General features: G+C 48.4%; 22 protein-coding genes. 7 read left to right on the top strand and 15 right to left on the bottom strand.

What is annotated here, in order from left to right:
• Positions 1-9: 9 nt before the first annotated feature.
• Together MH144_RS16310 and MH144_RS16305 are read right to left on the bottom strand one after the other, a co-directional pair.
• Complete coding sequence (locus MH144_RS16310; RefSeq protein WP_095288482.1) at positions 10-624, bottom strand: DUF47 domain-containing protein; 615 nt, start codon at positions 622-624, stop codon at positions 10-12.
• A 281-nt stretch (positions 625-905) separates the two neighbouring features.
• Positions 906-1,985: a DUF3048 domain-containing protein gene (locus MH144_RS16305; RefSeq protein WP_239302289.1), complete on the bottom strand. Its 1,080-nt coding sequence runs from the start codon at positions 1,983-1,985 to the stop codon at positions 906-908.
• A 341-nt stretch (positions 1,986-2,326) separates the two neighbouring features.
• Here MH144_RS16305 and MH144_RS16300 point away from each other — a divergent pair, with 341 nt between their 5' ends.
• Both MH144_RS16300 and MH144_RS16295 read left to right on the top strand, forming a co-directional pair.
• Positions 2,327-2,866: a DoxX family protein gene (locus MH144_RS16300; RefSeq protein ID WP_239302288.1), complete on the top strand. Its 540-nt coding sequence runs from the start codon at positions 2,327-2,329 to the stop codon at positions 2,864-2,866.
• A 137-nt stretch (positions 2,867-3,003) separates the two neighbouring features.
• Positions 3,004-3,216, top strand: coding sequence for a hypothetical protein (locus MH144_RS16295; RefSeq protein WP_239302287.1), 213 nt, complete (start codon positions 3,004-3,006; stop codon positions 3,214-3,216).
• A gap of 149 nt (positions 3,217-3,365) precedes the next feature.
• On the opposite strand, the gene MH144_RS16290 is transcribed toward MH144_RS16295, so the two are convergent.
• Together MH144_RS16290 and MH144_RS16285 are read right to left on the bottom strand one after the other, a co-directional pair.
• Positions 3,366-4,154, bottom strand: coding sequence for a DODA-type extradiol aromatic ring-opening family dioxygenase (locus MH144_RS16290; RefSeq protein WP_239302286.1), 789 nt, complete (start codon positions 4,152-4,154; stop codon positions 3,366-3,368).
• Positions 4,155-4,322: 168 nt separating this feature from the next.
• Complete coding sequence (locus MH144_RS16285) at positions 4,323-5,153, bottom strand: alpha/beta hydrolase (RefSeq protein WP_095288477.1); 831 nt, start codon at positions 5,151-5,153, stop codon at positions 4,323-4,325.
• 376 nt (positions 5,154-5,529) lie between these two features.
• Between MH144_RS16285 and MH144_RS16280 the strand changes: the two genes are divergently transcribed.
• Entirely contained in the window at positions 5,530-6,228 is a 699-nt protein-coding gene (locus MH144_RS16280; protein WP_239302285.1) for a response regulator transcription factor, read from the top strand.
• Entirely contained in the window at positions 6,225-7,688 is a 1,464-nt protein-coding gene (locus MH144_RS16275; RefSeq protein WP_239302284.1) for a HAMP domain-containing sensor histidine kinase, read from the top strand. The genes MH144_RS16280 and MH144_RS16275 overlap by 4 nt, the downstream gene beginning before the upstream one ends.
• A gap of 16 nt (positions 7,689-7,704) precedes the next feature.
• Here MH144_RS16275 and MH144_RS16270 read toward each other — a convergent pair whose 3' ends face one another.
• Positions 7,705-7,953 (bottom strand): hypothetical protein, encoded by a 249-nt coding sequence (locus MH144_RS16270; RefSeq protein ID WP_239302283.1) that lies wholly within the window; start codon positions 7,951-7,953, stop codon positions 7,705-7,707.
• Between the two features lie 155 nt (positions 7,954-8,108).
• Between MH144_RS16270 and MH144_RS16265 the strand changes: the two genes are divergently transcribed.
• The gene (locus MH144_RS16265; protein ID WP_183522267.1) at positions 8,109-8,273 is read left to right on the top strand and encodes a hypothetical protein; all 165 of its coding nucleotides are present in this window, start codon (positions 8,109-8,111) and stop codon (positions 8,271-8,273) included.
• Between the two features lie 96 nt (positions 8,274-8,369).
• A complete protein-coding gene (locus tag MH144_RS16260) occupies positions 8,370-9,179 on the top strand; it encodes a hypothetical protein (RefSeq protein ID WP_239302282.1) in 810 nt (269 codons plus the stop codon).
• Between the two features lie 74 nt (positions 9,180-9,253).
• On the opposite strand, the gene MH144_RS16255 is transcribed toward MH144_RS16260, so the two are convergent.
• Both MH144_RS16255 and MH144_RS16250 read right to left on the bottom strand, forming a co-directional pair.
• A complete protein-coding gene (locus MH144_RS16255; protein ID WP_239302281.1) occupies positions 9,254-10,159 on the bottom strand; it encodes an AraC family transcriptional regulator in 906 nt (301 codons plus the stop codon).
• A gap of 177 nt (positions 10,160-10,336) precedes the next feature.
• A complete protein-coding gene (locus MH144_RS16250) occupies positions 10,337-13,546 on the bottom strand; it encodes a copper amine oxidase N-terminal domain-containing protein (RefSeq protein ID WP_239302280.1) in 3,210 nt (1,069 codons plus the stop codon).
• A gap of 291 nt (positions 13,547-13,837) precedes the next feature.
• Here MH144_RS16250 and MH144_RS16245 point away from each other — a divergent pair, with 291 nt between their 5' ends.
• Entirely contained in the window at positions 13,838-14,806 is a 969-nt protein-coding gene (locus tag MH144_RS16245) for a hypothetical protein (RefSeq protein ID WP_239302279.1), read from the top strand.
• Between the two features lie 87 nt (positions 14,807-14,893).
• On the opposite strand, the gene MH144_RS16240 is transcribed toward MH144_RS16245, so the two are convergent.
• From MH144_RS16240 to MH144_RS16205, 8 genes are all read right to left on the bottom strand, one after another.
• A complete protein-coding gene (locus tag MH144_RS16240) occupies positions 14,894-15,502 on the bottom strand; it encodes a GNAT family N-acetyltransferase (RefSeq protein WP_239302278.1) in 609 nt (202 codons plus the stop codon).
• Positions 15,502-16,794, bottom strand: coding sequence for a threonine ammonia-lyase IlvA (gene ilvA / locus MH144_RS16235; RefSeq protein WP_239302277.1), 1,293 nt, complete (start codon positions 16,792-16,794; stop codon positions 15,502-15,504). The genes MH144_RS16240 and ilvA overlap by 1 nt, the downstream gene beginning before the upstream one ends.
• Positions 16,795-16,887: 93 nt before the next feature.
• Positions 16,888-17,748, bottom strand: coding sequence for an alpha/beta fold hydrolase (locus tag MH144_RS16230; protein WP_239302276.1), 861 nt, complete (start codon positions 17,746-17,748; stop codon positions 16,888-16,890).
• 213 nt (positions 17,749-17,961) lie between these two features.
• A complete protein-coding gene (locus MH144_RS16225; protein WP_239302275.1) occupies positions 17,962-20,253 on the bottom strand; it encodes a beta-glucosidase family protein in 2,292 nt (763 codons plus the stop codon).
• A gap of 228 nt (positions 20,254-20,481) precedes the next feature.
• Entirely contained in the window at positions 20,482-21,087 is a 606-nt protein-coding gene (locus MH144_RS16220) for an alpha/beta hydrolase (RefSeq protein WP_239302719.1), read from the bottom strand.
• A 14-nt stretch (positions 21,088-21,101) separates the two neighbouring features.
• Complete coding sequence (locus MH144_RS16215; RefSeq protein ID WP_275440153.1) at positions 21,102-22,052, bottom strand: ring-cleaving dioxygenase; 951 nt, start codon at positions 22,050-22,052, stop codon at positions 21,102-21,104.
• Positions 22,053-22,315: 263 nt separating this feature from the next.
• A complete protein-coding gene (locus MH144_RS16210) occupies positions 22,316-23,398 on the bottom strand; it encodes a hemolysin family protein (RefSeq protein WP_239302274.1) in 1,083 nt (360 codons plus the stop codon).
• A gap of 252 nt (positions 23,399-23,650) precedes the next feature.
• On the bottom strand, positions 23,651-24,988 hold the full coding sequence (locus MH144_RS16205; RefSeq protein ID WP_239302273.1) for a hemolysin family protein: 1,338 nt from the start codon (positions 24,986-24,988) through the stop codon (positions 23,651-23,653).
• Between the last annotated feature and the right edge of the window lie 307 nt (positions 24,989-25,295).

The following is a 25,295-nucleotide window of genomic DNA, read 5'->3' as shown; positions in this document are numbered from 1 at the left end:
TCTGGCTCCTTAAGAATTACGCATAATGATGGATTCCAGCATGTTGGCTACGTCTTCACAAGCATCCGTAGTTGTCTCAAGACGCTCGTAAATTTCCTTGCGCTTGATCAGTTCAATCGGATCAGACACGGTAGCGAAGAGATGCTTGATGCACATGCGCAATACTTCGTCGCCCTGGTTCTCCAGATCGTTCAGACGAATTGTATATTCGCGGATCGCCAGCAATTTTTTCTGGGACAGCAAATGGATCGCTTTTTGAATTTCGTAAGCCGATTGGCGCAAAATCTCAGCGAACTGCACGATGAATTCATCCGGGTCAGTCAGTTGGTACATATAGAATCGGGAAGCTGTTGCTTCAAGCCCGTCCAATACGTCATCAAGTGTTGTTGTCAATTCCATGATGTCATCACGCTCGATTGGCGTAATAAACGTTTTGTTGAGCTCCATAATGATCGTATGCACATAGTCATCGCACTTGGACTCATATTTTTTCATTTCATTGGTAAACAGAGTTACATCCTGAAGGTTGGAAACATGCTCGGAGAAATAGTCAGCTGCCTGTACGACAGTATCCGCCATATTCTCTAATGTTTCGAAAAATATATCCTTCTTCTTTATCTTCATCGTCCTATCCCCTTTACGAGAAATTGCTGATAACCTTGAAACATGAAATGACAACCTTTGATATCTTATCATATTTGTTTCATGGTTTGTACAAAAGCTGCGATCCTTTTTTATATTCTTATCACATTAATCTGAAATGAATCTTAATTATTTGGAATGGATGGAAAAATGATGCTCAGATTTTACACTGCGTTTACAAAACACGAACCGACAGGATTCGACTTCTGATTTTGGTCAGCATATTAATGAAGCAAGCGAAGGAATTTGGTTTGCATTAAATCTTAATTTTGAACTTGATTTTGGACTTCAATATGACTTGCAAAGTCAGGTTGATTAGGAACGATACTGATAAAGGTCTGGCCTGGAACCAGGGCAGCCTCTGTCCCATTTTGTACAAAACGAATAATATCACCCGATTTCTTCACCCACTGACCACGAACCATCTTGCCTTTTTGAAACAAAATCGCTTCCCCGCCCTGTTCCACATTGACGGACAAACGGCCAACGCTATCGAGCACCTTGTGATCTGCACCGGCTACAATAATATTCGCTGCTCCAATCTGCTCTCCATTATCCTGATCCTGATCGGGCTTCCCATTCACCAGTCTCATATATCGTCCGCTAACTTCATCATAATCATACGTCACCCGGTAACTATCCAATAAATAATGAATATCGAACTCAGCTGCAGATTCTCCTGATGAAGTTGAGCCTTCCTCATTATAGATGTAGACGGGAGATTCGGTATCGTGGCTATACCCCTTAATGTCCGCTCCCTCTCTAAGCTTGTCCGCTGAAGTATACAGATTATGTGGTGCCTTCCGATCCGGGGAACGCCAGAAGTAAGGGCCGCTGTTCGATATTTCATCCATGTGCTGCTTCTGCTGCTTTTGCAAAATGGAATAAGCGTCTGGACTGCCGCCCGCATGTACCAGTACACCATCATAACTCTCACCCAGTTCAATCAGATACGGACGAATGCTTCGTACAGGTCCTACGGTCTCTGCACCGCCCTGACTCTGGAAGATCGCAATGAACCGGGTAATTCCGCCCTCTGCGAGAACCTCAATAATGATATCTGCCGAGCTCAGACCGGACTGGGGCCGGGCTGCAGGTGCATTGTTAATCATAACTGCGAGGGGTCTCTGCGTAACAGCCTCCTCAACCGGCAAGCCGGTCAGCGGTGCGGTGAACTTCGGAGCTGCCGGTTCTTGTGTCTCTTGCTGCTCTTCTACAGGCGCTGGTACCGATTCCGGTTCCGGCGGCTGCGTTGCCTCCTTACTTTGGCAAGCTGCCAGGCTTATGGCGAGAATCAGCAAGGATGCAGCAGAGGCTGCCTTATTCCATTTGAATGACTTCAATCGTTGTACCTCCTGTACAATGGCCTAGGTCTAAGGTGTGGCTATTTCTGGATGCGGATAACCATTTCACGTTTTTCTTTCCATTTAATCACACGTACCACCATTTGTCTTCGATATAAAGGCAATTTCATACCCCCGTAGCAAGTAATTGAAACGATAATTCGGCAATCATTTATGTCTTAAATGTGAACTCATCAAAGCTTACTTAAAATTTGAACTAGATTGTGATTTTTATCACAAACAAAAAGACTTTTGAACTATACAATAAAGACATCAAAGGTGATCACTTAGAAAAACCAAAACAAACAACACACACTAGATTCCATGAAGGAGTGGTTTATATGTTCAGCTTCAACCAATGGCTTAGAGAAAACAAAGTGGCAATGTGGATTTTGACAGTACTTCGGGTGTACATCGGTTATGATTGGATGACTCACGGATGGGGCAAATTGACAGGCGGCTTCCAGGCTGGCGGCTTCCTCGCTGGAGCAGTTGAGAAAGCAACAGGCGAAAGCCCAACCGTTCAGGCTTGGTGGGGAACGTTCCTTGAGAAATTCGCAGTACCAAATGCCGGATTGTTCGACTTCATCATCCCGCTTGGTGAATTCCTTGTAGGTGTCGGTCTCATCCTTGGCTGCTTTACAACACTGGCTGCACTGATGGCTCTCGTGATGAACTTCGCGTTCCTCTTCTCGGGTACAGTGAGCACGAATGCACAACTGGTTCTGATGCAAATCTTCCTCGTCGTTGCTGGTGCCAATGCTGGTAAAATCGGTCTGGATCATTGGGTACTGCCTTACCTTCGCGGATTGTTCAGCCGGAACAAAGGGAATCATCCCAAAGATACACCAACCATAAATACAGCTCAAAAAACAGCGTAACGTTCAGAATACCATATCAGCCCTGCTCCCCATCCCCCGGGGAACGGGGCTTTTTCATGCCTGACTTGCCCCTGCACAGAATGACGTATTATGATGGAACCAGGAATTAAAGTACATGATCAAAAGGAGTACCCCACATGCCGACCAACCGCCGTCTTGAGACCGAGGCCGACTTCCAGGAAGCCATGGAATTGCAGCACAAGATCCGGGTATTTAAAGATAACCATCAGATTGATTCCGGTGGTGTCATTATCCGTTTTGACAGCCAAACGATTGTAGTCCAGTCCAGTGTCAGTGAACTTGCCTATCATTCTCGTGCCGCTTGTGAGTTCTTCGAAATTCGAAAATAAATATAGGCTTACACCAAAAAAGGTTCCTCCGCCCACCAATATTGCTGGGTGAAGGAACCTTTTGCTTTTATTATTCATAAGTGGTTCATGTCTGAATGTCATTGTATAGAGGGCCGTACTGTACAGCTATCCCTCTTGTCTGCTCCAAGTTACACGCCGTCACCGAATTGCCAGCAGTTCAAACTGAGTGTTCCATACGGATAAGACTGGAACAGGCGCTTCGCTTTTCGGGACATGTCTGCTGTGCCCATGGCATAGAACAGGGGAGCCAAATGCTCTGTTCCATAGGAAGGAACCGCAGTTCGGGCATTTGGAGCTTTTTTGTCATATTGAAACAGCTCTCTCGTGTTCCATTTCTCCAGCCGCTCTTCCATCCAATCATCGAACTCCACAGCCCAATCCTCCGGCTCATCTTCGTCACTACCGAGTAGTCGCAGATTATGAACGGTACCGCCACTGCCTATGATCAGTACATCGTCATGACGCAGCTGTTCAAGCATCCGGCCAATATCGTACTGCTCCTGCGGTGAACGCAGCGAATCTACAGACACAACAACGACAGGGATATTCGCCTGTGGATACATATGCAGCAGTGGCACCCAGACTCCATGGTCCAGACCTCTGCCTCGAACAGGCTGATGCGGCAGATTGCTGCGGGTAAAGAGAGCGCAGATCTCATTCGCAAGTTCGGATTGTCCTGGCGCTGGATAATCGATGTTATACATATTAGAGGGGAATCCGTAGAAGTCATGCAAGGTCTGATGTGTATCGTCCATCGTCACGGACGGCTCGGGACAATCCCAATGCGCCGTAAATACAACAATGGCTTTTGGAGCCGGCAGCCTGTTTCCAAGCTGGTTCAGAAATTGAGTGTAGTCATTGCTCTCTACCGCCATAGCGGGAGAACCATGCGCAATGAAAAATGCGGGTAATGTCATTGCTGCCAACCTCCAGACACGGATAGAATGGTCACGCTTCTATACTACTCCTCTATTCTACCGCGTAGAAGGCGCTTTTCCAAGCTGACATCACGAAACTGCCCAATCACGCCATTCTGGTTCTCCACTCCATTATGTGTTCGATAGCTTAAGACGTCCTCCTAGCCATTAGATCATCCAGTGCTGCCAATCCTGTTCGATCTTCTGACGTTCGCCGAGCCATTCCCGGGTACGCGTGATCAGCTGCTCCCGCTCTTTGCCGGAAGAGAAGGTATGATCCCCCTGGAAAATAATCTCCTTGTCGCAGCGTCCTTCCTGACGCATCCAGAATACCTTCTGATATAGGAACGCATAGTCTACAGGAATAATGTCATCTGATGTCCCGTGCACGACCAGAACATCGCCGTTAAACTTAACGGCTTCCTGGAACGGTTGATGCTCAGCCAGAGACTCAAAGAAAGCCGGAGTGAACTTGTAAGCGAGATAATCAGCCGAGCCCTGCTTCACGCCCAGATCGTACACCTCACGTCCCGTAATCTTTACGATGTCATTGAACGGATAGCCCACCGCAGACCACATGACCAGATTCTTGACGCGTTTATCACGGATGGCCGTCAGCAGAGCAACTGCTCCGCCCAGACTATGACCGATCAATGTTACGCGGGTTGGATCCACATCACTGCAGTTCACTGCGTAGTCCAGCACAGAACGAGTCTGGGCGATCATGGAATCCAGTCCTTCAGCTCCATATTCGCCGCTGCTCTCCCCGCAGCCGATGTAGTCGAAGCGCAGCACCAGGTATCCATCCTCAGCCAGTTCACGTGCGGTCTTCACGAACAGGCGATCCACGCCAATCCGGCTGCCGACAAAACCATGGCAAATGACCGCCAAAGGCACACGCTGCTGGTGGTTCCCCTCCTTGATATCCCTAACTACGGGATAATGAATCGTAGCTGTTAATTCTTCCTGTCCATGACGGATACTGATCTGACGCTCCATGCTAATTTCCCCTTTCCATTCTTGCCGTTACTCGTTCATTCATTTTATTGTATATAAATCCGATGAGTTTAATGTGTATTAAGATGTTATTAGTATAATATCATCCTGGGAACCTCAAGTCAACGTGAGGAAACGCCTGTGCAACAGGCAAATTATCATTAATAGATGGAACGTTATAAAATCTTTAGAATTCATGTGTATCTTCAATGTATCGGCGAGATTATGCCTGGAGTGAATGAAAGAATCGAATTCTTCCTTAGCATTCTTGTTTTTACGATCATGGAAATTTTAGGTACAATATATACTCAACTATTCGAAGGAAACGGAGACGGCAGTAAGGAGTAACAGCCTCGAAAAATACTGCCAGGAAATCATCATGAACGAAAACATTCTGATTGTAGATGACGAAAAGGATATTGTGGCTCTGATTCATCAGACACTCACACAGGAAGGATATAACGTGTCCACGGCATCAAGCGGCACCGAGGCATTACAGCTTCTCGGTAATCTGCCGGATCTGATTCTTTTGGACATTATGATGCCCGGCATGAGCGGGTTTGAGCTCTGCCGGCTGATTCGGGATGAGGTGAGCTGCCCCATCCTCTTCCTCAGTGCGAGGCAGGCCGAAATGGACCGGATTCAAGGGTTATCCATCGGCGGCGATGATTATATGACGAAGCCGTTCAGTCTTGGGGAACTGAAAGCAAGAGTGGCTGCCCACTTGCGCCGTTCCCGTCGCGATGGCGTTCAGCCGCTCGTGAATAAGCCTGCGTTTTACAGATACGGATCTTTGCAAATGGACCTGAAGGGGCGCACGGTCATGATCATGCAGCATGCCATTCCGCTCACGCTCAAGGAGTATGATTTGGTGGAACTGCTGGCCACGCATCCAGGGCAGGTTTTCTCCAAGGAACAGCTATACGACCGCATCTGGGGCCTCGAAGCAACGGGGGATACGACTACGATCACGGAACATGTCAAAAAAATAAGGGCCAAGCTGGCAGCAGCTGACCCGGATCATGCGTATATCTCAACAGTATGGGGTGTCGGGTACAAATGGGAGCCCGTACGATGATTAAGGAACGCTGGCCGATCAAAAAACAACTCGTCTGGGCATTTGCACTCGTTATGGGGATTAGCATCGTATTGACACTCCTGACCTGGGCCGCGGGTATATCATTTCTCTTCTCCAACCAGTGGCTGAAGCCTGCCAACTATTATGAATCTCAAATTCCCGATATTCAGCACACTTTACAAGAGCAGGCGAAGCAACAGATCAAGTGGACCGACACCGCCAATCAGGCCAAGCTGGAACAGCTGCTCCCTCCGGAAGGCATCACCTATCAGGTTGTGGATACCCATGGAAACAGAAGATACGGAACAATCCAGGAGCATGTTGTGGAGAATGAAATGGACCTGCTGAGCAGGCTGAATAGCAAAACAATCACAGATAGTACACTTGGGTTAGGCGGACTGGTTACGCTCATCTCGCCTCTAAGCGAAGATCAGGGAATGTATTCAGGTGCTCTTGTACTCCAATACCGATTGGAAACCAGCCCTTCTCCATCCATATCGCGCGTCTGGACGAATACGTTTCTCGGACTGATGCTGGCTTCTCCCTTCGTATATATCGCGGGAGCGACCTGGTTTGTGGCTGGGAGAGTGGGTCGTAATGTGAACCGGCCGATTCAGGACCTCATTCTGGCTTCCAAACGCATTAAGGACCAGGATCTGGACTTCATTTTGGATAACCACGCGCCTAATGAGCTCGGTCTTCTCTCTGCCTCCTTCGAGGATATGCGCAAGGAACTGAAGAGCGCCCTAACCCGGGAATGGAAGCTTCAGCAGGAACGGAGTGAACTGATGGGTGCGATCAGCCATGATTTCCGTACGCCGATGACGGTGATTCAGGGTCATGTGGAACTGCTTAAGGATTCACCCGCACATGTTGTACATACTGCCGAAAGCATGAGCAACCATCTGGATGTCATTGATCATAATGTGAAGCGAATTAATCGGCTCATTCAGGATATGACGGTAGCCGCAGGTACCGATTTTGATTATTTTCCGCTTCGACGTGAAGCGGTTGATCCTTCTTCCTTTTGGGAGATGAAGCAGCGAGAGATTGGTTTCCTGTGTTCCAGTCAACGTGTGCATTTGGAATTCAAACTCGTGGATCGAAGGGCGGACAGTTCTCCGCCCCTCCAGCTGGATGTACAACGGGTCGGTCAGGTGCTGGATAACTTGGTGGCTAACAGCTTACGTTATGTACCCCCACAAGGGGAGATCAGACTACATGTGGATATACAGGATGTACATATCATGCAGGTTACTGTCTGCGATACGGGTCCAGGCTTCACCGAAGCGGATCTGCCGCATTTGTTTGACCAATTCTATCACGGCCACCAAGGGCAGACCGGATTGGGCCTGTTCACCGCCAAACGCATTGTGGAGAAGCACGGTGGGACCATAGGCGCCAGTAACCTGTCTGAAGGTGGTGCCTGTATCTCTTTTACACTCGATACTGAAGGGTGATCATGGAGTCCATGTACTATTCATAGCTCCGGCGAAACATCTCGTGGGTCTCTACTTGACCTTCCCAGCGATGCTCACGGGCAAAATCAGAACTTTCCCAGAAGCTGCCCGTTTTGTCGGGTCCCTCACCAAGCTCAACTGCAAATTCGGTATCCTCTGCTGCTCCCTGTCCCATGGGAACCACTTCATCCTTCACACCACGGGAGTTGCTGTTCAGCAGCAGCTTCCGTGTTAATTCGTTGTTATTATGATTCGCTTGATTCATGTCTGCACACTCCCATTACTGTTTTTTTCGTTTGAAATGCTACTATTGTGTTGGAATCGGCCAGCCTTTATTCATCCTTCACACAATCGTTGGATATGGGCTCAGCCTATGAATATTTCACAGGAAAAATGGGGAAATTAATCGATAATATGTACATGCAAATTGACCTCGGATTCCTTCCGGCGAAAGGGATTGAATTCATGGAACATCTCATCGAATGGATACGTGATCATGGCAAGCTGGTGTTGTTATGCACCTGTGTCATTCTGGCCTGCGTAGGGCTATGGATGAATCACAAGCAGCTTTTTTATAAGGAATGACTTTGCGAAACGAGAGCCCTTCCCGTATACTAAAATACCGTCAGGGTCTTCAGGAAACTGGGGATCTGTAACGTGTTCAGACAGGGGGAGCAATCATTGGGGATTTCCTATAAGAAGCTTAAAGAAATACAAAACCGGCAAATGACCGAAATGAGCCGGATGACGCCCGAAAATGTAAAATTGTTCGACCAGATTAGCGGCATTGCCCGCCGTACCGACGCAGATGAAAGAACTCAGGAAGAATGGATTTTGGCTGAAGGAAAAGCCATTGTACAAGCCCAGCGGGATGGACTATCAGCACGCGAACGATATGGAGCGGACCTGGAACAGGATATCCACGAACGCCTGGATACAGGTGCAGGAGCACCGAGTTCTTCATCTGTATCTGTGGCTAGAGACTCATCCAAAAAATTGAAAGCCGATAAACCAGCTAAGCCAGCTGTAGCATCCAAGGACGATGAAGATGTGAACGGAGAAGCTTCCGGTCCAGTCAAACGTACACCCAAGTGGTATGTGATGATTGCATGGGCAGCCATTTCTTTTGTCATGCTCATTCAGGGCGCAGCCGGGCTATTTATCGGCTGGAGCGGTGGAGATACAGAACCATTCAGCCATATCAGTCTGTTTTCGATTATCATTTCAGCCGTTGGCGGGATTGCCCTGGTTGAGATGCTTCGCCGCCTGGCGGAACGGCCGGATGATCAAGGCAAGGATATGACGTCGAGGCCCCAGGTTAACCTGAAAGGAATTGCGATCTATATCGTCATTGTTGTGCTTGTCCTGTTCGTCGGTTATCCGCTGCGGGACAGTCTTCCGGTATTTTACTTAGCCCCGTGGGTTAGTCTTGTGATTGGTATCGTGGGGCTTGCTCTACTGAGACCGCTCTTCGGGCAGAAAAAGAAATAAACCAAAAAGGGGCCATGATGGCCCCTTTCTTCATTACTCACCTTTTCTTCATACCTATCCTCGAAAGTTACCCTTCAAAGCGTTGGCGTCACATCGGGTTCGCCTTTTTCAGCACTAGACTGGTTCCGCTGTTTGATCCCCTTGCCAGGCGTTTCACCGAATTCGCGTTTGAACATGCGGATAAAATAGTTAACCTCCATGCCAACCATCTCTGCGGCCTCTCTCACACTCGCACGTGGATGCTTGTCCAGCCATTCGGATGCCTTTTGCAGTCTCAAACGCTGCATATATTGATGCCCGGTCACGCCCTGGCGCTGATGAAACAAACGATTGAGATGCTGCACGGAGTATCCCACGGCTTCGGCCACATGCTTTAATAACAGATCATCCTGGTAGTGGGCATGCATCAAGGCAACCGCACGGGTAAATGCCTCACTTCCCGGATCGGACTCACGCTGATCAGACGTCACAGAGATACGACTCAGGTCAGATAAATCTGCTCTCTCCTGTGTCGATACGGACCTGGCGATGTCTAGAATAAACTGGTAGACGATAAGTGAGGTATCCCAGACACCAGACTTCCCATCGTCCAGCCCATGCCAAAGATCCGTCATTCGCGACCAGAACTTCTCAAAATCGGATAGGGCTCTCGGCCCCTCATGCAATAACCCGGCTGATTGGAGCACCGATCCGGCTGAACTGCCGCCAATGCCGATATATCCAAGTTCCCCGTTTGTCCTGGAATGCGGGTAAAATTCGTGGGCTACTCCTGGTTCACCTACCCACAATTGGCCTGCTCCTACGGGCCATGACCCCTTACCCGGAATCTTGAGTTCGCCTGCGGCGCTGCGTGACAGGAAGAGCTGATGCACCGGAAATCCTTCCGGCCTAAGCTGCACTTTCTGCTCGTGTGTTCCAATACAATACAGATACAGAGGCAGCCGAGAATCCGGCAGCCCGGTCAAGCGAAATGCCAGCATCCCATCATTCCCTTCGGATCATGCGCTTCTTTCTTCTATTATCCCCCTACTGGCGCGGCCCAGCAACGGCCTAGAGAACCCTTTTGACGACAAGAATTGAGCTAATAACAAGGAAGCTCCCTTCCAATTAGATTGGTAAGGGAGCTCTCAATACAATGACTCAATTAAAAAACTAAGTTAGTTTGTGGAATTAGTGCTGGTGCCTTGAGCAGAATCAGTCGGACTGGCATTTGGGTCAGTCGTTGGAACTGCCGGATCTGGATTCACTGGGGCTGCCTGAGCTGCATCAAGTTTAGCTATACCTGACGGAGCAGAGAGAACACTTGTGTATAACGACGGATCACTTGTTACCGAAAGGATATACACTTTGTACTCTACTCCTAGTTCAATCGCCTTTCCGCTTGAATCCAGCGTATCTTTAGTTAAGGAAACTTCTCCTGCAGTAACTACTTTAAAATTATTATTTGAATTTGCAGAAGGCAGATCCAGACTATCTTGAGCTTTTACTACAAATAAACGGTATTGGCCAATCCCTTTTTCGTCGGATGCTTTAGTGAAAGTTACCTTCAGGCCTGCATCCGTAGCTGTACTGGCATTCTCAATGTTCGTTATAGTTGCTGACTGAACAGCAACAGGCTCTGCCGGTTTGGCCAGGATGCTGAACTCGTTGGACGCACCGGACAGATTGGAAGCTCGCGTACCGCTATCGGATACGGACAAAACAAATGCTCTGTATTTCTGACCTACGACAAGAGCATTACCATTGATATCAACGTGACCATTATTCAGCTGAACAGGATTGCCAGCATCATTTTTGGAGATTTGGACATATGATCTGATGCCGAGAGCCGAATTCAGGTCAAATCCAGTCACTTGACCAGATGGAACAATTAATACTCTATAATTTGCAATACCACTGTCTGTTGTTGGTTTACTGAAGTTCACAGTCACATCCGACGCATTTCCTGCTTGCCCTTGATTTTTCACTGAAACATTCACGTTACTCACTGCTCCAACAGCCGCATTGGAAGTGAGGGTAATCACGTTTGAGCCTGATGACAATGCATTGGCGAGGGAAGAATTACCGTTCACCGCCATGACATACACGCGATAACCCACACCATTTACAATGGGACTACCATCCACTGTTTTCGAGTTACTTGTGAAGTTCGCAGTTTGATTGCTTCCATTCTTACTTACATACGTATAATTCGCACTACCTACAGCATTTGCAGCCGACAGATTGAAGCTGGTATTCGTGGATTTAACAACAAACACCCGATAGTGATTCACATTGGTCTCATCCGCCGATTTGGTGAACGTTACGCGCAGATCACGTCCGTCCTGATTATCACCGATATCGCTTGCCGCTACGTTACTCGGAGCTGTTATCGCTGCATTTGGAGTCAATGTAATCTGTGACGAGTACGAAGACAACGCGTTCTGACTGGAGTTGCCGCTTGTGCTTACCGACAGGACGAACACCCGATAAGTCACGTTATTGGAAACTCTGTTTCCATTCGTATCCACCATGCTGCTTGGCAGTGTAACCGACAGGTTGCCACCTGTTTTATTCACTTGGTAGTAGTTGTTCGATGCGTTAGCCGCGCTCAGTGTGAAGCTTCCTGCGTTAGCGGAACGAACCACATACACCCGGTAGGCTGAAACTCTAGACTCATCTGATGCTCTGTTGAAAGATACCCGCAGATCCCGTCCGTCACCATAGTCACTCACATCCGAGACTGCCAGGTTATTGACAGCTCCTGCATTTCCGTTCGTCGTCAATCTCAATAACGTGGATGAAGAAGACAAGGCATTGGTGTAGTTGTTTTGCTGATTGCCCACAGCCATGACATAGATCCGGTAATCCTGCAGATTCGTCACGTTATACCCGCTTGTATCTTTCATCGATGAAGGTAACGTTGTGGTGACATTGCTGCCTGTTTTGTTCACGGTATAGTATAGGCTTGAAGACAAATTGCTTGCCGTTGCCAGATTGAAGCTGCTGGCCACGGAGTTGCGTACAACGAAAATACGGTAGCTCGCTACCTTGGATTCGTCGGAAGACCGATTGAAGCTCACCAAAATGTCACGGCCATCTCCATAATCCGAGTTGTCCTTGACTTGCGTAATGACAGGCGCCGTTGCCGTATTCACGCTAAGTGTCAGTGAAGAGGATACGGAAGACAGCTTGTGGTCAGCAGCTGTTGCATTGGAGCTGACCGACATGACGTATACGACATAGGCGGTGCCGCTGCGAATCAATTCCCCCGATGTATCACGCGTGGAAGAGGTAAGCTGACTTTTGACCGCTGTGTTGTTCCCTTTATAGATGATCGTTGAATTCGAGCTGGATACTTTATTCGCCGCAGTCAGATTGAATGATGAAGCATCCTTCGCTTTGACGACAAATGCACGATAATAGGTAATATTCGACGTGCTGCTTGGCTGATTGAAGTTAATCTCCAAGTCACGGCCATCTCCGTAGTCACTGATATCGGCAATACGAAGACTGGTGACAGGCTGAACTGTTGTTTTCACATTGTTTAATTTCAAAGACTGGGCAGACCATGCAAGTACATTTTTGTAACTATTGCTGCTGTTGCCCATGGTCAGGACATACAAACGATAAGTTTCACTTGTATTCAGCAGATCTCCGTTAACGTCACGTGTCTGAGCATTCAGGGTCAACTTCGGGTTGCTTCCATTTGGAGAAACCGAAGTATAATTGCCGGATGGCACAACTGAAGCCGCTGACTCGTTGAAGCTGTTCACATCACGGGTTTTCACCAGCATAATGCGATATTCGGATACTGCCTTTTCGGATGTAGGGCGCGTGAAGCTGACCGTCAGATCCCGACCATCTCCATTACTTCCTGAAACGGATCCATAGATGTTCCATGCCGCAGCTTTCGTGTCATCGACAGGAGGCGTGGACGTTGTTTTGATATCCACCCGCTGATTGCGGGAGTTCCAGAATACCTTCTCTCCAAATGCTTCGCTCACAAAGCGAATAGGGACCATCGTGTTACCCTTGATCGTACTCGCAGGCACGTCCAGCGAGACCGCTTCCCCGTTAATGTAAGCTGTCTTGGAACCCAGTGTCAGTGAGACCTCTTGGTCTCCGCGAGTGGCTGTAATGGTTTTGGTTTTGTTGGTATACCCCACTTTAGCATCCAGCCCTTCAAAAATGGACCGCAGCGGAACCAATACCCGTCCGGCCTTCATGACAGGCGCTTGTGCAGAAGACAGCTCGGCATCATTGATGTAGATACTGATTCTCGCTGCTGCGTCGATTACCGCCCCTGGCAAGGCTGACATCAGCATGGCTGATACGGCCAGTGCAGACATGACCTTTTTGACTTGACGTCCTCCGGCTTTTTTCATATTGAATATCCCCATTCTCTTTTTAGATGAATTGAATTGTATTAGAGCGTATTTCACTTGATTTTATTCCTGTAATTTCCTGTGCACATCTAAGACGTCTGGACCCGATCAAAAGTTTCCAATCGCTCAAAAAATATTTTCGCAGAAAACTTCTTCCACCATCTACCTGCTAAAGGTTAAAAATAACAGAACATTTTGTCATTATTCCGAAACAACATCCGTACAAAATTGGGTTAATGTATAAAGAATCAATCCGTTTGTATTTTCAAAATTCACGGGAGGTTTACAACAATGACATCATTGTATTCATCTGCCAGACGCCAAGGGCTCCGTATGTTCATGACTGTCACAGCCGTTGCTGTCTTGATGCAGACCGGTGCCGCGGGGATCACGGGAATGGCTGCAGCAGCCCCCTCCGATTCCGAAGCGAAAGTAACCACCAGCAGTTCAACCGCCATATATAACACATTTCAATCCACACTCCAAAAAAAGAACGGCTTATCCGCCGCTGACACCTATTTGGAATCCAATATCGATAAAGTAACCACCCACCATGCGACCTTAATGGTGCTGCAGCTGGAGAATGCCCGCATCAAGGGACTCACAGCCATGACGGACCGCATGTTGGTTCCCAATGTTCAGGATAAGATGATCAAAGCATATAAGTGGAACGATAGTTTCACCCAACTGATGGAGCGCACCAAAGACTCGGAACTACGCGCATTGCTGAAGGAAGCAAGGGACAGCGGCTACCGCCTTGTGATGTTGGAAGGCGCCCTCTATCCGATCATGAATTATATGACTTTTCAAAAATATAATTCGCATGTCAAACCAGATACCAAGCAGTACATCAACATCATGGCGGTTGAAACGGGGAATCTAGTTGCGGAGGATGCAGCGCTCAAGATTGGTTACCAGGAGATCTTGAATCGAGCACTCAATCAGGAACGTTTCTTGCAGGATTATCCGAAATCTAATCGGGTCAAGCAGGTACGAAATTTGCTGAACAATTATACGCTGTATACCTTTTATGGCCTGAACAATACACCATTGTTTGATTACGAAACCAACACCATGGTGGCCAATGCCCAGAAAGGGTACAAGGCCGTGCTGCAACGGAATGCATCCGAGGACAGTGACTTACTGGCTAAACTGGGTGCCTTCATGGACGTCGTAACCGAAGCCAAATACCAGAAGACTTCCGCTGTGGAAAAGTGGTTAGATCAAAAAGTTCCAACCGGCAGCTACAACGGCTTTTAAAACTATTCATCCCATTATGGATGCATCCGTTGAAAAAAAAAAAAAAACCGCCACAGGATACGCTCCCATGGCGGTTTTTCAGTACGATCAATCCTGCTGAATCGGCTTGATCATATGGTTATATTCATGTCCTGCAATGACAATGACATCATCCTTCGTATAGCCCTGTCGTTCATACAGCATCAAGGCACGACCATTGTCGCGTTCGACAATAAGAGCCACCCGGTCATGCCCGAGCTCTCTTCCCTGCTGCTCAAAAGCAGCCATGAGAGCCTGGCCGATCCCCTGTCCCTGATAAGATTCGCTTACCGACAGTGTATCCAGATAATATTCGCCGGGACGAGTTTCTTTGATTATTGCATACTTCTCATCCTGACTGCGTCCAGGCCGATCCTGAATCGGTTGGTCCAGACGATCCGCTTCACTACCGTCGTAGGCTACGAGAATACCGGCAATGTCCTGACCATGTTCCATCACTGTTACATGGCGATAGCTGATCCGGTTGTCCTCCTGCATATAAAACTGCTTCAGAATCTGCATCGCCTGCTCGTGATTGGACTCACCTGCCAGCGCGTAAGCAATGTCTCCTATCGCCTGATAGAGCAGCGGAATGACTTGATCTGCGTCCTCCCTGCGAGCTGGCCGCAGCTGGAGATGGGGCTCGTTCCGATCCGGCTGCAACATGGAATCATTCATCAGATTAACATGTTGAAGAGATTCAGATTTTTGTTCAGCTCGGTATAGGCAATGCCTTTGCGATTCATGCGTTCAATCAGAGGCTGATAGTCTTCCTTGTACATGAGCTCAATGCCTACCAAGGCAGGGCCGTTCTCCTTATCATGCTTCTTCGTATATTCAAACCGGGTGATATCGTCATTCGGTCCGAGCACTTCCTCCAGGAATTCACGCAAAGCACCTGCGCGCTGCGGGAAATTCACCATGAAGTAATATTTCAGACCTTCATAGATCAGGGAACGCTCCTTAATCTCCTGCATCCGGTCGATGTCGTTGTTACCGCCGCTAATTACGCAGACTACGGTCTTGCCCACAATTTGCTCACGGTATTGTTCCAGTGCAGCAACAGCCAGTGAACCGGCGGGTTCAACCACAATTGCATTTTCATTGTACAGCTCCAGGATGGTCGTACAAGCCTTGCCCTCTGGCACCTTAACGATGTCATCCAGCGTGCTGCTGCAAATGTTGTAAGTTAGGTCTCCTACCCGCTTCACTGCAGCTCCATCCACGAATTTATCGATATCATCGAGCGTGACAACCTGTTTGCGGAACATGGCCTCACTCATGGAAGCAGCGCCAAGAGGCTCCACACCAATGATGCGCGTTTCCGGGCTGACCGTCTTCATGTAGGTTCCGATCCCAGCAGCGAGTCCACCGCCACCAATGGTAACAAATACATAATCTGCATCCTCATCAAGGCTTTCCATGATCTCCATCGCAACCGTACCATTACCCGCAATAATTTTGGGTTGGTCAAACGGATGAATGAACGTCATCCCCTGTTCATCACATGCACGCATGGCTTCTGCATACGCATCATCATACGTATCCCCGATCAGCACCACTTCTACGTTGCTGCCGCCAAAGCGTCGTACCTGTTTGACCTTTTGATTCGGTGTTGTGCTCGGCATGAAGATTTTGCCGTGTATTCCGAGGGCGTTACAGGAAAAGGCAACACCCTGTGCATGGTTCCCTGCGCTTGCGCAGACAATGCCCTTCTCCAGTTCAGCCGGAGTCAGACTGCGGATCATATTGTAGGCACCCCGAATTTTGAAAGAGCGCACCACTTGCAGATCTTCCCGCTTGAGATACACATTGCAATTATATTTGGTCGACAATACAGCATCCCGCTGCAGAGGCGTTCTTACAATAACTTCACGCAGCACATGATGTGCACGTACGATATCTTCCATGCCAACACCGGCATGGCCAGAATTTTTATTTTCCGTTGATTCTTGTTCCACTGGTTTCATCTCTTCTCCACACTCCGCTTTGTCTTGGTTGGCAATGCAAGCATTGCTTTTTCTGTTATTGTATCACTTTTGACCTAAGCTTGCGCCAAGGCCTCAACGATTTGCCATCCGCAAAATTTCATCAATAATAATCTGCGGGTCGGTAAAAGTAACCATATGGCCCGATTGACCTGCTTCGATCCAATGTCCATTCGCGAGCCCTTGGGCTGTCTTGCGGTGAGCTGACACGATGGCAGGTCTAATTTTTTGCTCTCCCTGTCCTGCTTTTGTGCCAGAAATAATCCGAACTTCCAGATTCCCAAGCTCAGGAGGAGTATCCCGCAATGAGGCCAAATCATCCAGAAACGCCACCGATTCAGCAGCCATCATACGTGCTGCCTGTACAGTGAAGTCTTCCTCTTGGTGATCTCGTGCAACATCGTCCGGTTGAACCTGGCCCGGCTTGCTGCCCATTTTTCGATACAACCCTGTACGTGCCATCCAAGGAAGTAAGAAACGGTTCAAGCCAAAACTGATTCTGGCCATAGAGGAAAAATACAATTCACAGTTCTCGTCTGATGGATCGACCAGTATCAGTCCTCTGATGCGAGACAGATCCGCTGCTGCCGCAGCTCTCACGACTGGCCCTCCCCAGCTGTGCCCCACTAGAATAAAAGGACCTGGTCCAAGTGCAGTCAGCAGATCGCCTAGATCCTCTGTAAGCCTACGTAGAGTCCGCTGCTCCGTGTCGGCCTCACTCCGTCCCAACCCGGAACGATCATAGACCACAGACTGCGTATGTTCAGCCACTTGAGGCACCACGAGTCCCCACGCCGATCTGGAAAAGCCCATGCCTGATTCAAACACAACGATGGGGTGACCGGCTCCCTTCGACATATAATGAAGCTTGCGACCATCTCGTGTGTGGATAAATGCACTTGAACCATACGAATGATTGGAATGAATAGCGTTCATGGTCCCCTCCTGCCCTGTTTACGAACATCGTCATTTCTAGTCCTATCGTTCTAAATGAAAATGATTATCAATTACTTTAGTATAGGATAATTCCTCCTGTAAAAGCAAACCAAAAACCCGATCCATTCAAGGATCGGGTCCATAATATACTGGCCAATAACGATTGAATTCACTACCTATTGCATCTCACTTACTTACAATATCATTCGTGTGCTACGCCCGAATTCCATGATCTTTGCTGTTCAACTGATCGAGCAATTGATTCATGGCTTCTTCGCTCATCGCTCCCCCACTGAAAGCGACCAGGGCACGCAGCGGCATATATTTCATCATGGCAGCCATCATATCCGCATGCTCTCCCGCATCATCGCCACCCATGCCGCTGGCTTCCTGGAATTGCTGCATGGCTTGTTCCAACAGCCTTTTGTTAGCCGGATCGCGCTGAATATCGCCGAGCGTGCTATTCCGTGTGTATGTGGGAATGAACGTAGCCGTGGACTCCACCTTAACACGTTTGATCAGATGAATATCCTTGGAAGAACTGCCCACTTGAATATCGAACTCTCCAGTCTCTACGTGCCAGTCTTTCATATCCACATTGTAATAAGCAAACGACCGTTTGTTTAACGTAAAGCGAACCACCTCGGAAGCCCCCGGCTCCAGCTCCACTTTGACAAATGCCTTCAGTTCCTTCACCGGACGAATCACCGTACTTTCCACATCACTGATGTACAGCTGCACAACTTCTTTGCCCGCTCTGTCTCCGGTATTGGTAACCTTCACGCGCACTTCAACTTCATCCTGGTCTGTCAGTTCATTTCGGTCCGTTACTAGATCGGTATATTCAAATGTCGTATAGCTCAGCCCATAACCAAATGGAAATAACGGCTCGATCTGTTTCTTGTCATAGTACCGGTAACCTACGAAGATACCTTCCTTGTAGTCTACCCGATCTCCTTCACCCGGGAAGTTAAGGAAAGACGGATTATGGCTCAGCTGTGCCGGGAACGTCTCTGCCAGTTTCCCTGAGGGATTCACCTTACCGTACAACAGGTCAGCAATCGCTCCGCCAACAGCCTGCCCACCCAGATAAGCTTCGAGTACAGCCTTCACTTGTGGCAGCCAAGGCATTTCCACGGGTGAACCATTGCTGAGCACAACAACGATACGTGACTGGGCCTTGGCCACCTCTTCAATCAGGCGGATATGGTTATCCGGCAGACGCAGATGGGAGCGGTCATATCCTTCAGACTCATAACGGTCGGGTAAACCGACAAAAACAACCGCTGTATCCGCAGCCTTCGCAGCCTGAACTGCTTCTGCCATAAGCTGATCATCCACATCATCCGCTTCAATGCGGTAACCCGGGGCATAGGAGATCTCTGTCTCCGTTCCGGCAATCCGGGTCATCTCTTCCACAATATCATCGACTTGGGTCGGATTGATGTGGGAGCTTCCTCCACCCTGAAAGCGCGGTTTGCGGGCAAAGGCTCCAATCAGTGCAAGCTTGCCTTCACGTCTCAACGGAAGCAGCTGATCTTCATTTTTCAACAAAACCATACTCTCCGATGCAACTTTGCGGGCAAGCTGATGGTGTTCGTCCTTATTGTAGGTAGCGTCCTTACGCTGCTGATCCGCAGCCTTGAAGATAAGTGTAAGCAGTCGTTCTACCGCCCGGTCCAGCTTCTCCAGAGACAGCTTGCCGCTCGCAACAGCTTGGATTACCTTACGCTCTCCAATCCCACCACTTGCAGGCATTTCAAGCTCCAGTCCTGCGGAAAGTGCATCTGCACGCTCATTCACAGCACCCCAGTCGGACACAACGAGACCCTCATGTCCCCATTCTTCCTTCAGAATATCGGTGAGCAACCACTCATTTTCACCTGCATATGTACCGTTCACCTTGTTGTAGGAGCTCATCACCGTCCAAGGCTGCCCATCCTTCACCGCACTTTCGAAACTGGCAAGGTAAATCTCACGGAGCGTGCGCTCATCTACCACCGCATCAATGGACATACGCCGCTCCTCCTGGTTGTTCACCGCAAAGTGTTTCAGCGATGTGCCCACACCCTGACTCTGTACACCCTGGATATGGCCGGTAGCCATGCGTGTAGACAGAAGCGGATCCTCGGAAAAGTATTCAAAATTCCGTCCGCCCAGTGGCGAACGCTTAATATTAACGCCAGGCCCCAACAATACACCTACTTCTTCGGCCTGACATTCTTCACCCAGTGCCACTCCAACCTGACGTGCCAGGTCGGTATCCCAAGAGCTAGCTAATCCTACTGCGGATGGGAAGCATGTCGCAGGCACACTTGACGTCAAGCCCAGGTGATCCGCGCTTCCATCCTGTTTCCGCAGGCCATGCGGCCCGTCTGTCACCATGATGGATGGTATACCGAGACGTTCCACCCCTTTCAGATGCCAGAAGTCCAGTCCGGAGCACATGCCTGCTTTTTCTTCCAGTGTCATCTGCTGTACCAGTTCCTTGATGTTTCGTTCCATAATAACCCCTCCAGTTCATGATCGTGCTTAAGTGCTATATTAACTAAGCATACAAGCTTATGTAGTACGCATTCAAATGATTACCCGGTTAGTAACGTTTACATAACACCCGTAATTCATTCGGGTGATCAATAAATAGAGACAGCTCGATCCTTTCAGATCAAGCTGTCTCTTGTCTTGCCGATATAGTCTGGCTCCGTACTCATTACCCAGATCCAATAATTAGTTTTATGCCTGGGCTTTAAACCATGCTGCTGCAGCCAATGCCTCGGTACGGGTCAACTGATGTCCCTGACGCTCCCAGTGGGTTTTCACGTCTGCGCCTGCACCGCTAAGAAGTGAAGCCAGCTCTTCCGTTTCCCGTTTCGGGACAATCGGATCGTTCTCTCCTGCACCGATGAAGACAGGCAATCCGTTCAGATTCGGTAGTTCGAGTCCGCGCAGAGGTACCATAGGATGATGCAAAATCGCGCCTTTGAATACATTAGCCTGGTGGAACATCAGACTAGCCGCAATATTGGCACCATTGGAGTAACCAAGTGCGTAAACATTGTTACGATCGAATCCGTACTCCGCAGCCGCTGCATCCACAAACGCACCCAGCTCCGCTGTCCGTGCAATCAGATCCTCTTCGTCAAACACGCCTTCGGCCAAGCGGCGGAAGAAACGGGGCATCCCGTTCTCCGACACGTTGCCGCGTACACCAAGCATACCTGCTCCTGGCGCAATCAATTCGCCAAGACCTACCAGATCATTCTCGGTTCCACCTGTCCCGTGAAGCAGCAGCAGTGTTGGGGAATCCGGCTGTGCACCTGCTTTATAAATATGTTTCATCGTATTGGTTGTGGTCATGATTTGGACTCTCCTTTCCATTCACGTACTTCGATGGGTGGCAGCAATTTTTCAATTTGTTCACGTTGTGGTTCATACCATTCAGGCAGCATCAGTTTCTCGCCCATGCTCTCCTGAGGTTCATCGCGTGCAAATCCCGGAGGATCGGTAGCCAGTTCGAACAATATGCCTCCCGGTTCCCGGAAATACACGGCATTGAAGTACTGACGGTCGATTACAGGGGTTGGATGGTAGCCTGCTTTCTCCAGATCCCGCTGCATTTGCTCATGCTCGGTATAGTCTTTTGCACGCCATGCAATGTGGTGAACCGTACCTGCTCCGCCAATGCCCCGCTGGAATCCGGAAGACTGAACATCGATGATTTGCCCGATGTCACCGGTCGCACGAAGACGAATCAATCCATTTTCTTCCCCTACCTGTTCCAGGCCGAGCATGGATACCAGCACGTCGGTAGTTTTCTCAGGAACTTGGCTGAACAGGACTGCGCCGCCAAAACCTTTGATGGCATGTTCAGGTGTTACCCCGTTGAATGTCCATTTACTTGGCTGGCCTTCTTCGCGTTCCACCAATTCAAGCAGCAGGCCGCCTTTGTCGAAGAAGCGAATATATTGCTCACCGAATCTTGTTTTATTTTCAAACGGAATATCGAAGGAAGCAAGACGTTCTTTCCAGAATGGCAGACTTCCTACCGGAATCGCATATACGGTTACCCCGGTCTGTCCGGAACCAATGACACCTCTCATGGCATTTTGGTGCGGGAAGAAGGTGATGATTGTACCTGGCGCTCCGTCCTCATTTCCGTAATACAGATGGTACACATCCGGTGCATCGAAGTTAATTGTTTTTTTCACCAGTCTCAGGGCCAATACCCCTGCGTAAAAATCTACATTTTTCTGTGCGTCATCTACAAAAGCCGTTACGTGATGGATTCCTGAAGTTTTAAACATAATCTCCACTCCCTTGGTTTTAATTTTATCATGGTTGAATTTAGCGGTTTGTTATTCATTGTTGCTGCTTGTTGTTTGTTTATTTATCTTTAATTTAAGATTCTTTAAATTCATATTAATCCATTGTTGGTCGAATTGCAAGCTTTTTGTTTTAAAATTAAGATTGTTTCCTCGTTGATGTTGTTAACTCCTGATTAGCAGAAAAGAGCAATACAAAAACAGGTCTCCGAATGAATCGGAAACCTGTCTTGATTACGTCTGTTTTAAGTCAATTTCAATCGTTTGGGCGGATTCACCAGATCCTTATGCTCGTATTCGTCCTTGATATCCCCTACGATTTCCTCCAGAATGTCCTCCATCGTAACCAAACCAATGGTAGCACCTTCTTCATTATTTACAATGGCCATATGCACACGACTCTGCTGCATTTGGATCAGAACGTCCTTAATCGGGGACTTCTCCGAGAATCCAGGCATATCATGAATGTAGGCATCCATGCTGAACGATCTTCCTGCAGCCACACTGGTCAACATTTCTTTTGTATTAATGAAGCCGATAAAGCGAGCCGCATCCCCGTTCGCAATGACCGGGTATCTCGTATACTCGTGCCGATTCAGCACTTCAATAACCTGATCCAGTGGCATTTCCTTATTCAGCGTAACGATTTTTTCTTTGCGAATCATAATCTCCTGCAGCAGACGCTCATCAAACGCAAAAATGTTTTTCAGATAGTCCAGCTCGGTCTGATTGATCTCCCCGCTCTCGTAACTCTGGGCTACAATCAGCTTCAGCTCCTCTTCGGAGTGGACGGTATCGTGTCCGGCAGGCTTGACGCCAAAGATCCCGAGCAGCACCCGTGCAGCACCATTAAGCGCATAGATGAACGGATTCATGATCTTACCAAACCAGTACAGCGGTGGTGCAAGTAAAAGCGTCATTCTCTCTGCAAATTGAATCGCCAGCGTTTTGGGTGCAAGCTCACCAATTACTACATGCAGAAACGTAATGATCGCCAAGGCAATCCCGTAGGATAATACCGTCGACACGGCTGCCGGCACTTCAAGTCGCTCGAACAGCGGATGAAGCATTTTTTCAACGGTCGGTTCACCCAAAGCCCCCAAGACGAGAGCCGTAATTGTGATCCCCAGTTGACAAGCCGACAGGTAATAGTCCAGATTGTGTGCGACTTTCTTGGCCATGACCGCTTTTTTGTTGCCTTCCGAGATCAGCTGATCAATTCGTGACATCCGCACTTTCAGAATGGCGAATTCAGCGCCGACGAAGAAGGCAGTGAGCCCTATAAATACGGCTACCAAAAATAAATTCAATGCTATTATTCCGTCCAATGATTTCCCTCGAGTGAGGGATTCACCTCCAAGTTGAACATTTTAATGGTTATAAATTTCTGATGAATCTTACGTTGGTACACTCCGATGCCAGAACAACCTTCCGATCGCTGTTATCCCCAGATTTTTTTAATTCCCTGTTTATAAGGGGAAATCCGGTGATAAAGGCGAACGCTCCGCTTCTCCAGAATCGATTCCGTCCCCTACACTACTATCAACCAAACTATCGAAAATTCAGAAATTCAATTCTAGTTAGGCCATATCGCTTGTGGCTTCCTCCACCGGGGCTGCGTTCACGCGCTCAAGCAGGACCTGCTTGATCTGATAATTTTCGGTATCCACTACGGTCCAGACATAGTCACCGTGGGCAACCGTATCACCATTTTCCACACGCACGCCCTTTTGGAACTGAATCCAGCCGGCGACGGTGTCCATCTCTTCATTCCCTTCGAAAATCAATCCGAACTGCCGCTCCACTTCGTCCAGAAGTACTCGGCCGTTGATCAGATATTGATTCTCCCCGGTCTCCTGAATGTCAGCTACTTCATCGGCATCGAATTCGTCACGGATCTCACCGACAAGCTCCTCCAGAATATCTTCCATCGTAAGAATACCCGAGGTGCCGCCGTATTCATCCACTACCACGGCCATATGCACGCGTTCCTGTTGCATTTTAATCATGGCATCCTGGATTCGTGTAATCTCGGATACAAATGGAATCTCACGGACAAAGTCGGCAAGTTGGTATTGCTTCTGGGCAACCATATCCGGCAGGATCTTTTTGACATTGACCATGCCGACAATGCGGTCCTTATCCCCTTCCTCGATGACGGGATAACGGGAATAGTTATGCTCATCAAGCACAGGGATGATATCGTCGTAAGTCATCTCCTGGTCCAATGTGACAAGTTCCGTCCGCGGAACCATGATATCTTTTGCAACCCGTTCATCAAACACAAACACATTTTCCAAGTAAGACAGCTTGGTTTGATTCGTCTCGTCGCCTTCATAACTCTGGTTCATGATGATTTTGATCTCATCCTCGGAATAGGCCTGATCATGTCCTGCAGGTTTCACACCGAACATCCGCAGAAGGACGCGGGATGCCCCATTGAGCGCCCAGATGAATGGGTACATGATCTTTCCGAACCAGTATAGCGATGGCGAGAGCATCAGCGTCAATTTTTCCGAAAATTGAATCGCCATGGTTTTGGGTGCCATCTCACCGACAACCACGTGAAGGAACGTCACGAGGATAAAGGCAATTGCATAGGAGGCAACCGACGAAATGGCCGGTGAAATACTCAGGTAATCAAATACCGGATATAACAGCCTTTCGACGGTCGGCTTACCTAATGCTCCAAGTCCTAGAGCCGTTACCGTAATACCAAGCTGACAGGCAGATAGATAGTAATCCAGATCGGAAACGACCTTCTTGGCGAGTACAGCCTTTTTGTTACCTTCGGCAACCAGTTGATCCACTCTTGATGTACGAATCTTAACAACCGCAAATTCGGATGCCACAAAAAAAGCGGTCAAAGCAATTAAGAGAACGAGTAATGCTAAATTCAAGATGGTAATTATGTCCAATGATTTCCCCGATTCTCAGGGATTCACCTCCAGAAATAGTTACAGCAGCGCTCGTTAACCCCGTTAACGGCTGCACAGCTGATTGTAGTTAAATTGGGCGTATGCATATATAAAATCAAATTCAATAATGACCAGATTGCTATATGCTGCACACAGACCTTGTAAGTTGCAAAACAGGAATTCAGGATGAAGTCAATCACATTAAGAAACCACTTCACTATAAATAGGGCTAACCCTCATGCTGTCAGATTGTTTCTCCGATTTACTCCACCTTAATTCTCCATTTGGACAGTTTACAATATCGCCT

The organism is Paenibacillus sp. ACRRY, assembly GCF_022346995.1.
Lineage (GTDB): Bacteria > Bacillota > Bacilli > Paenibacillales > Paenibacillaceae > Paenibacillus.
This window is presented reverse-complemented; position numbering and strand designations above follow the sequence as displayed.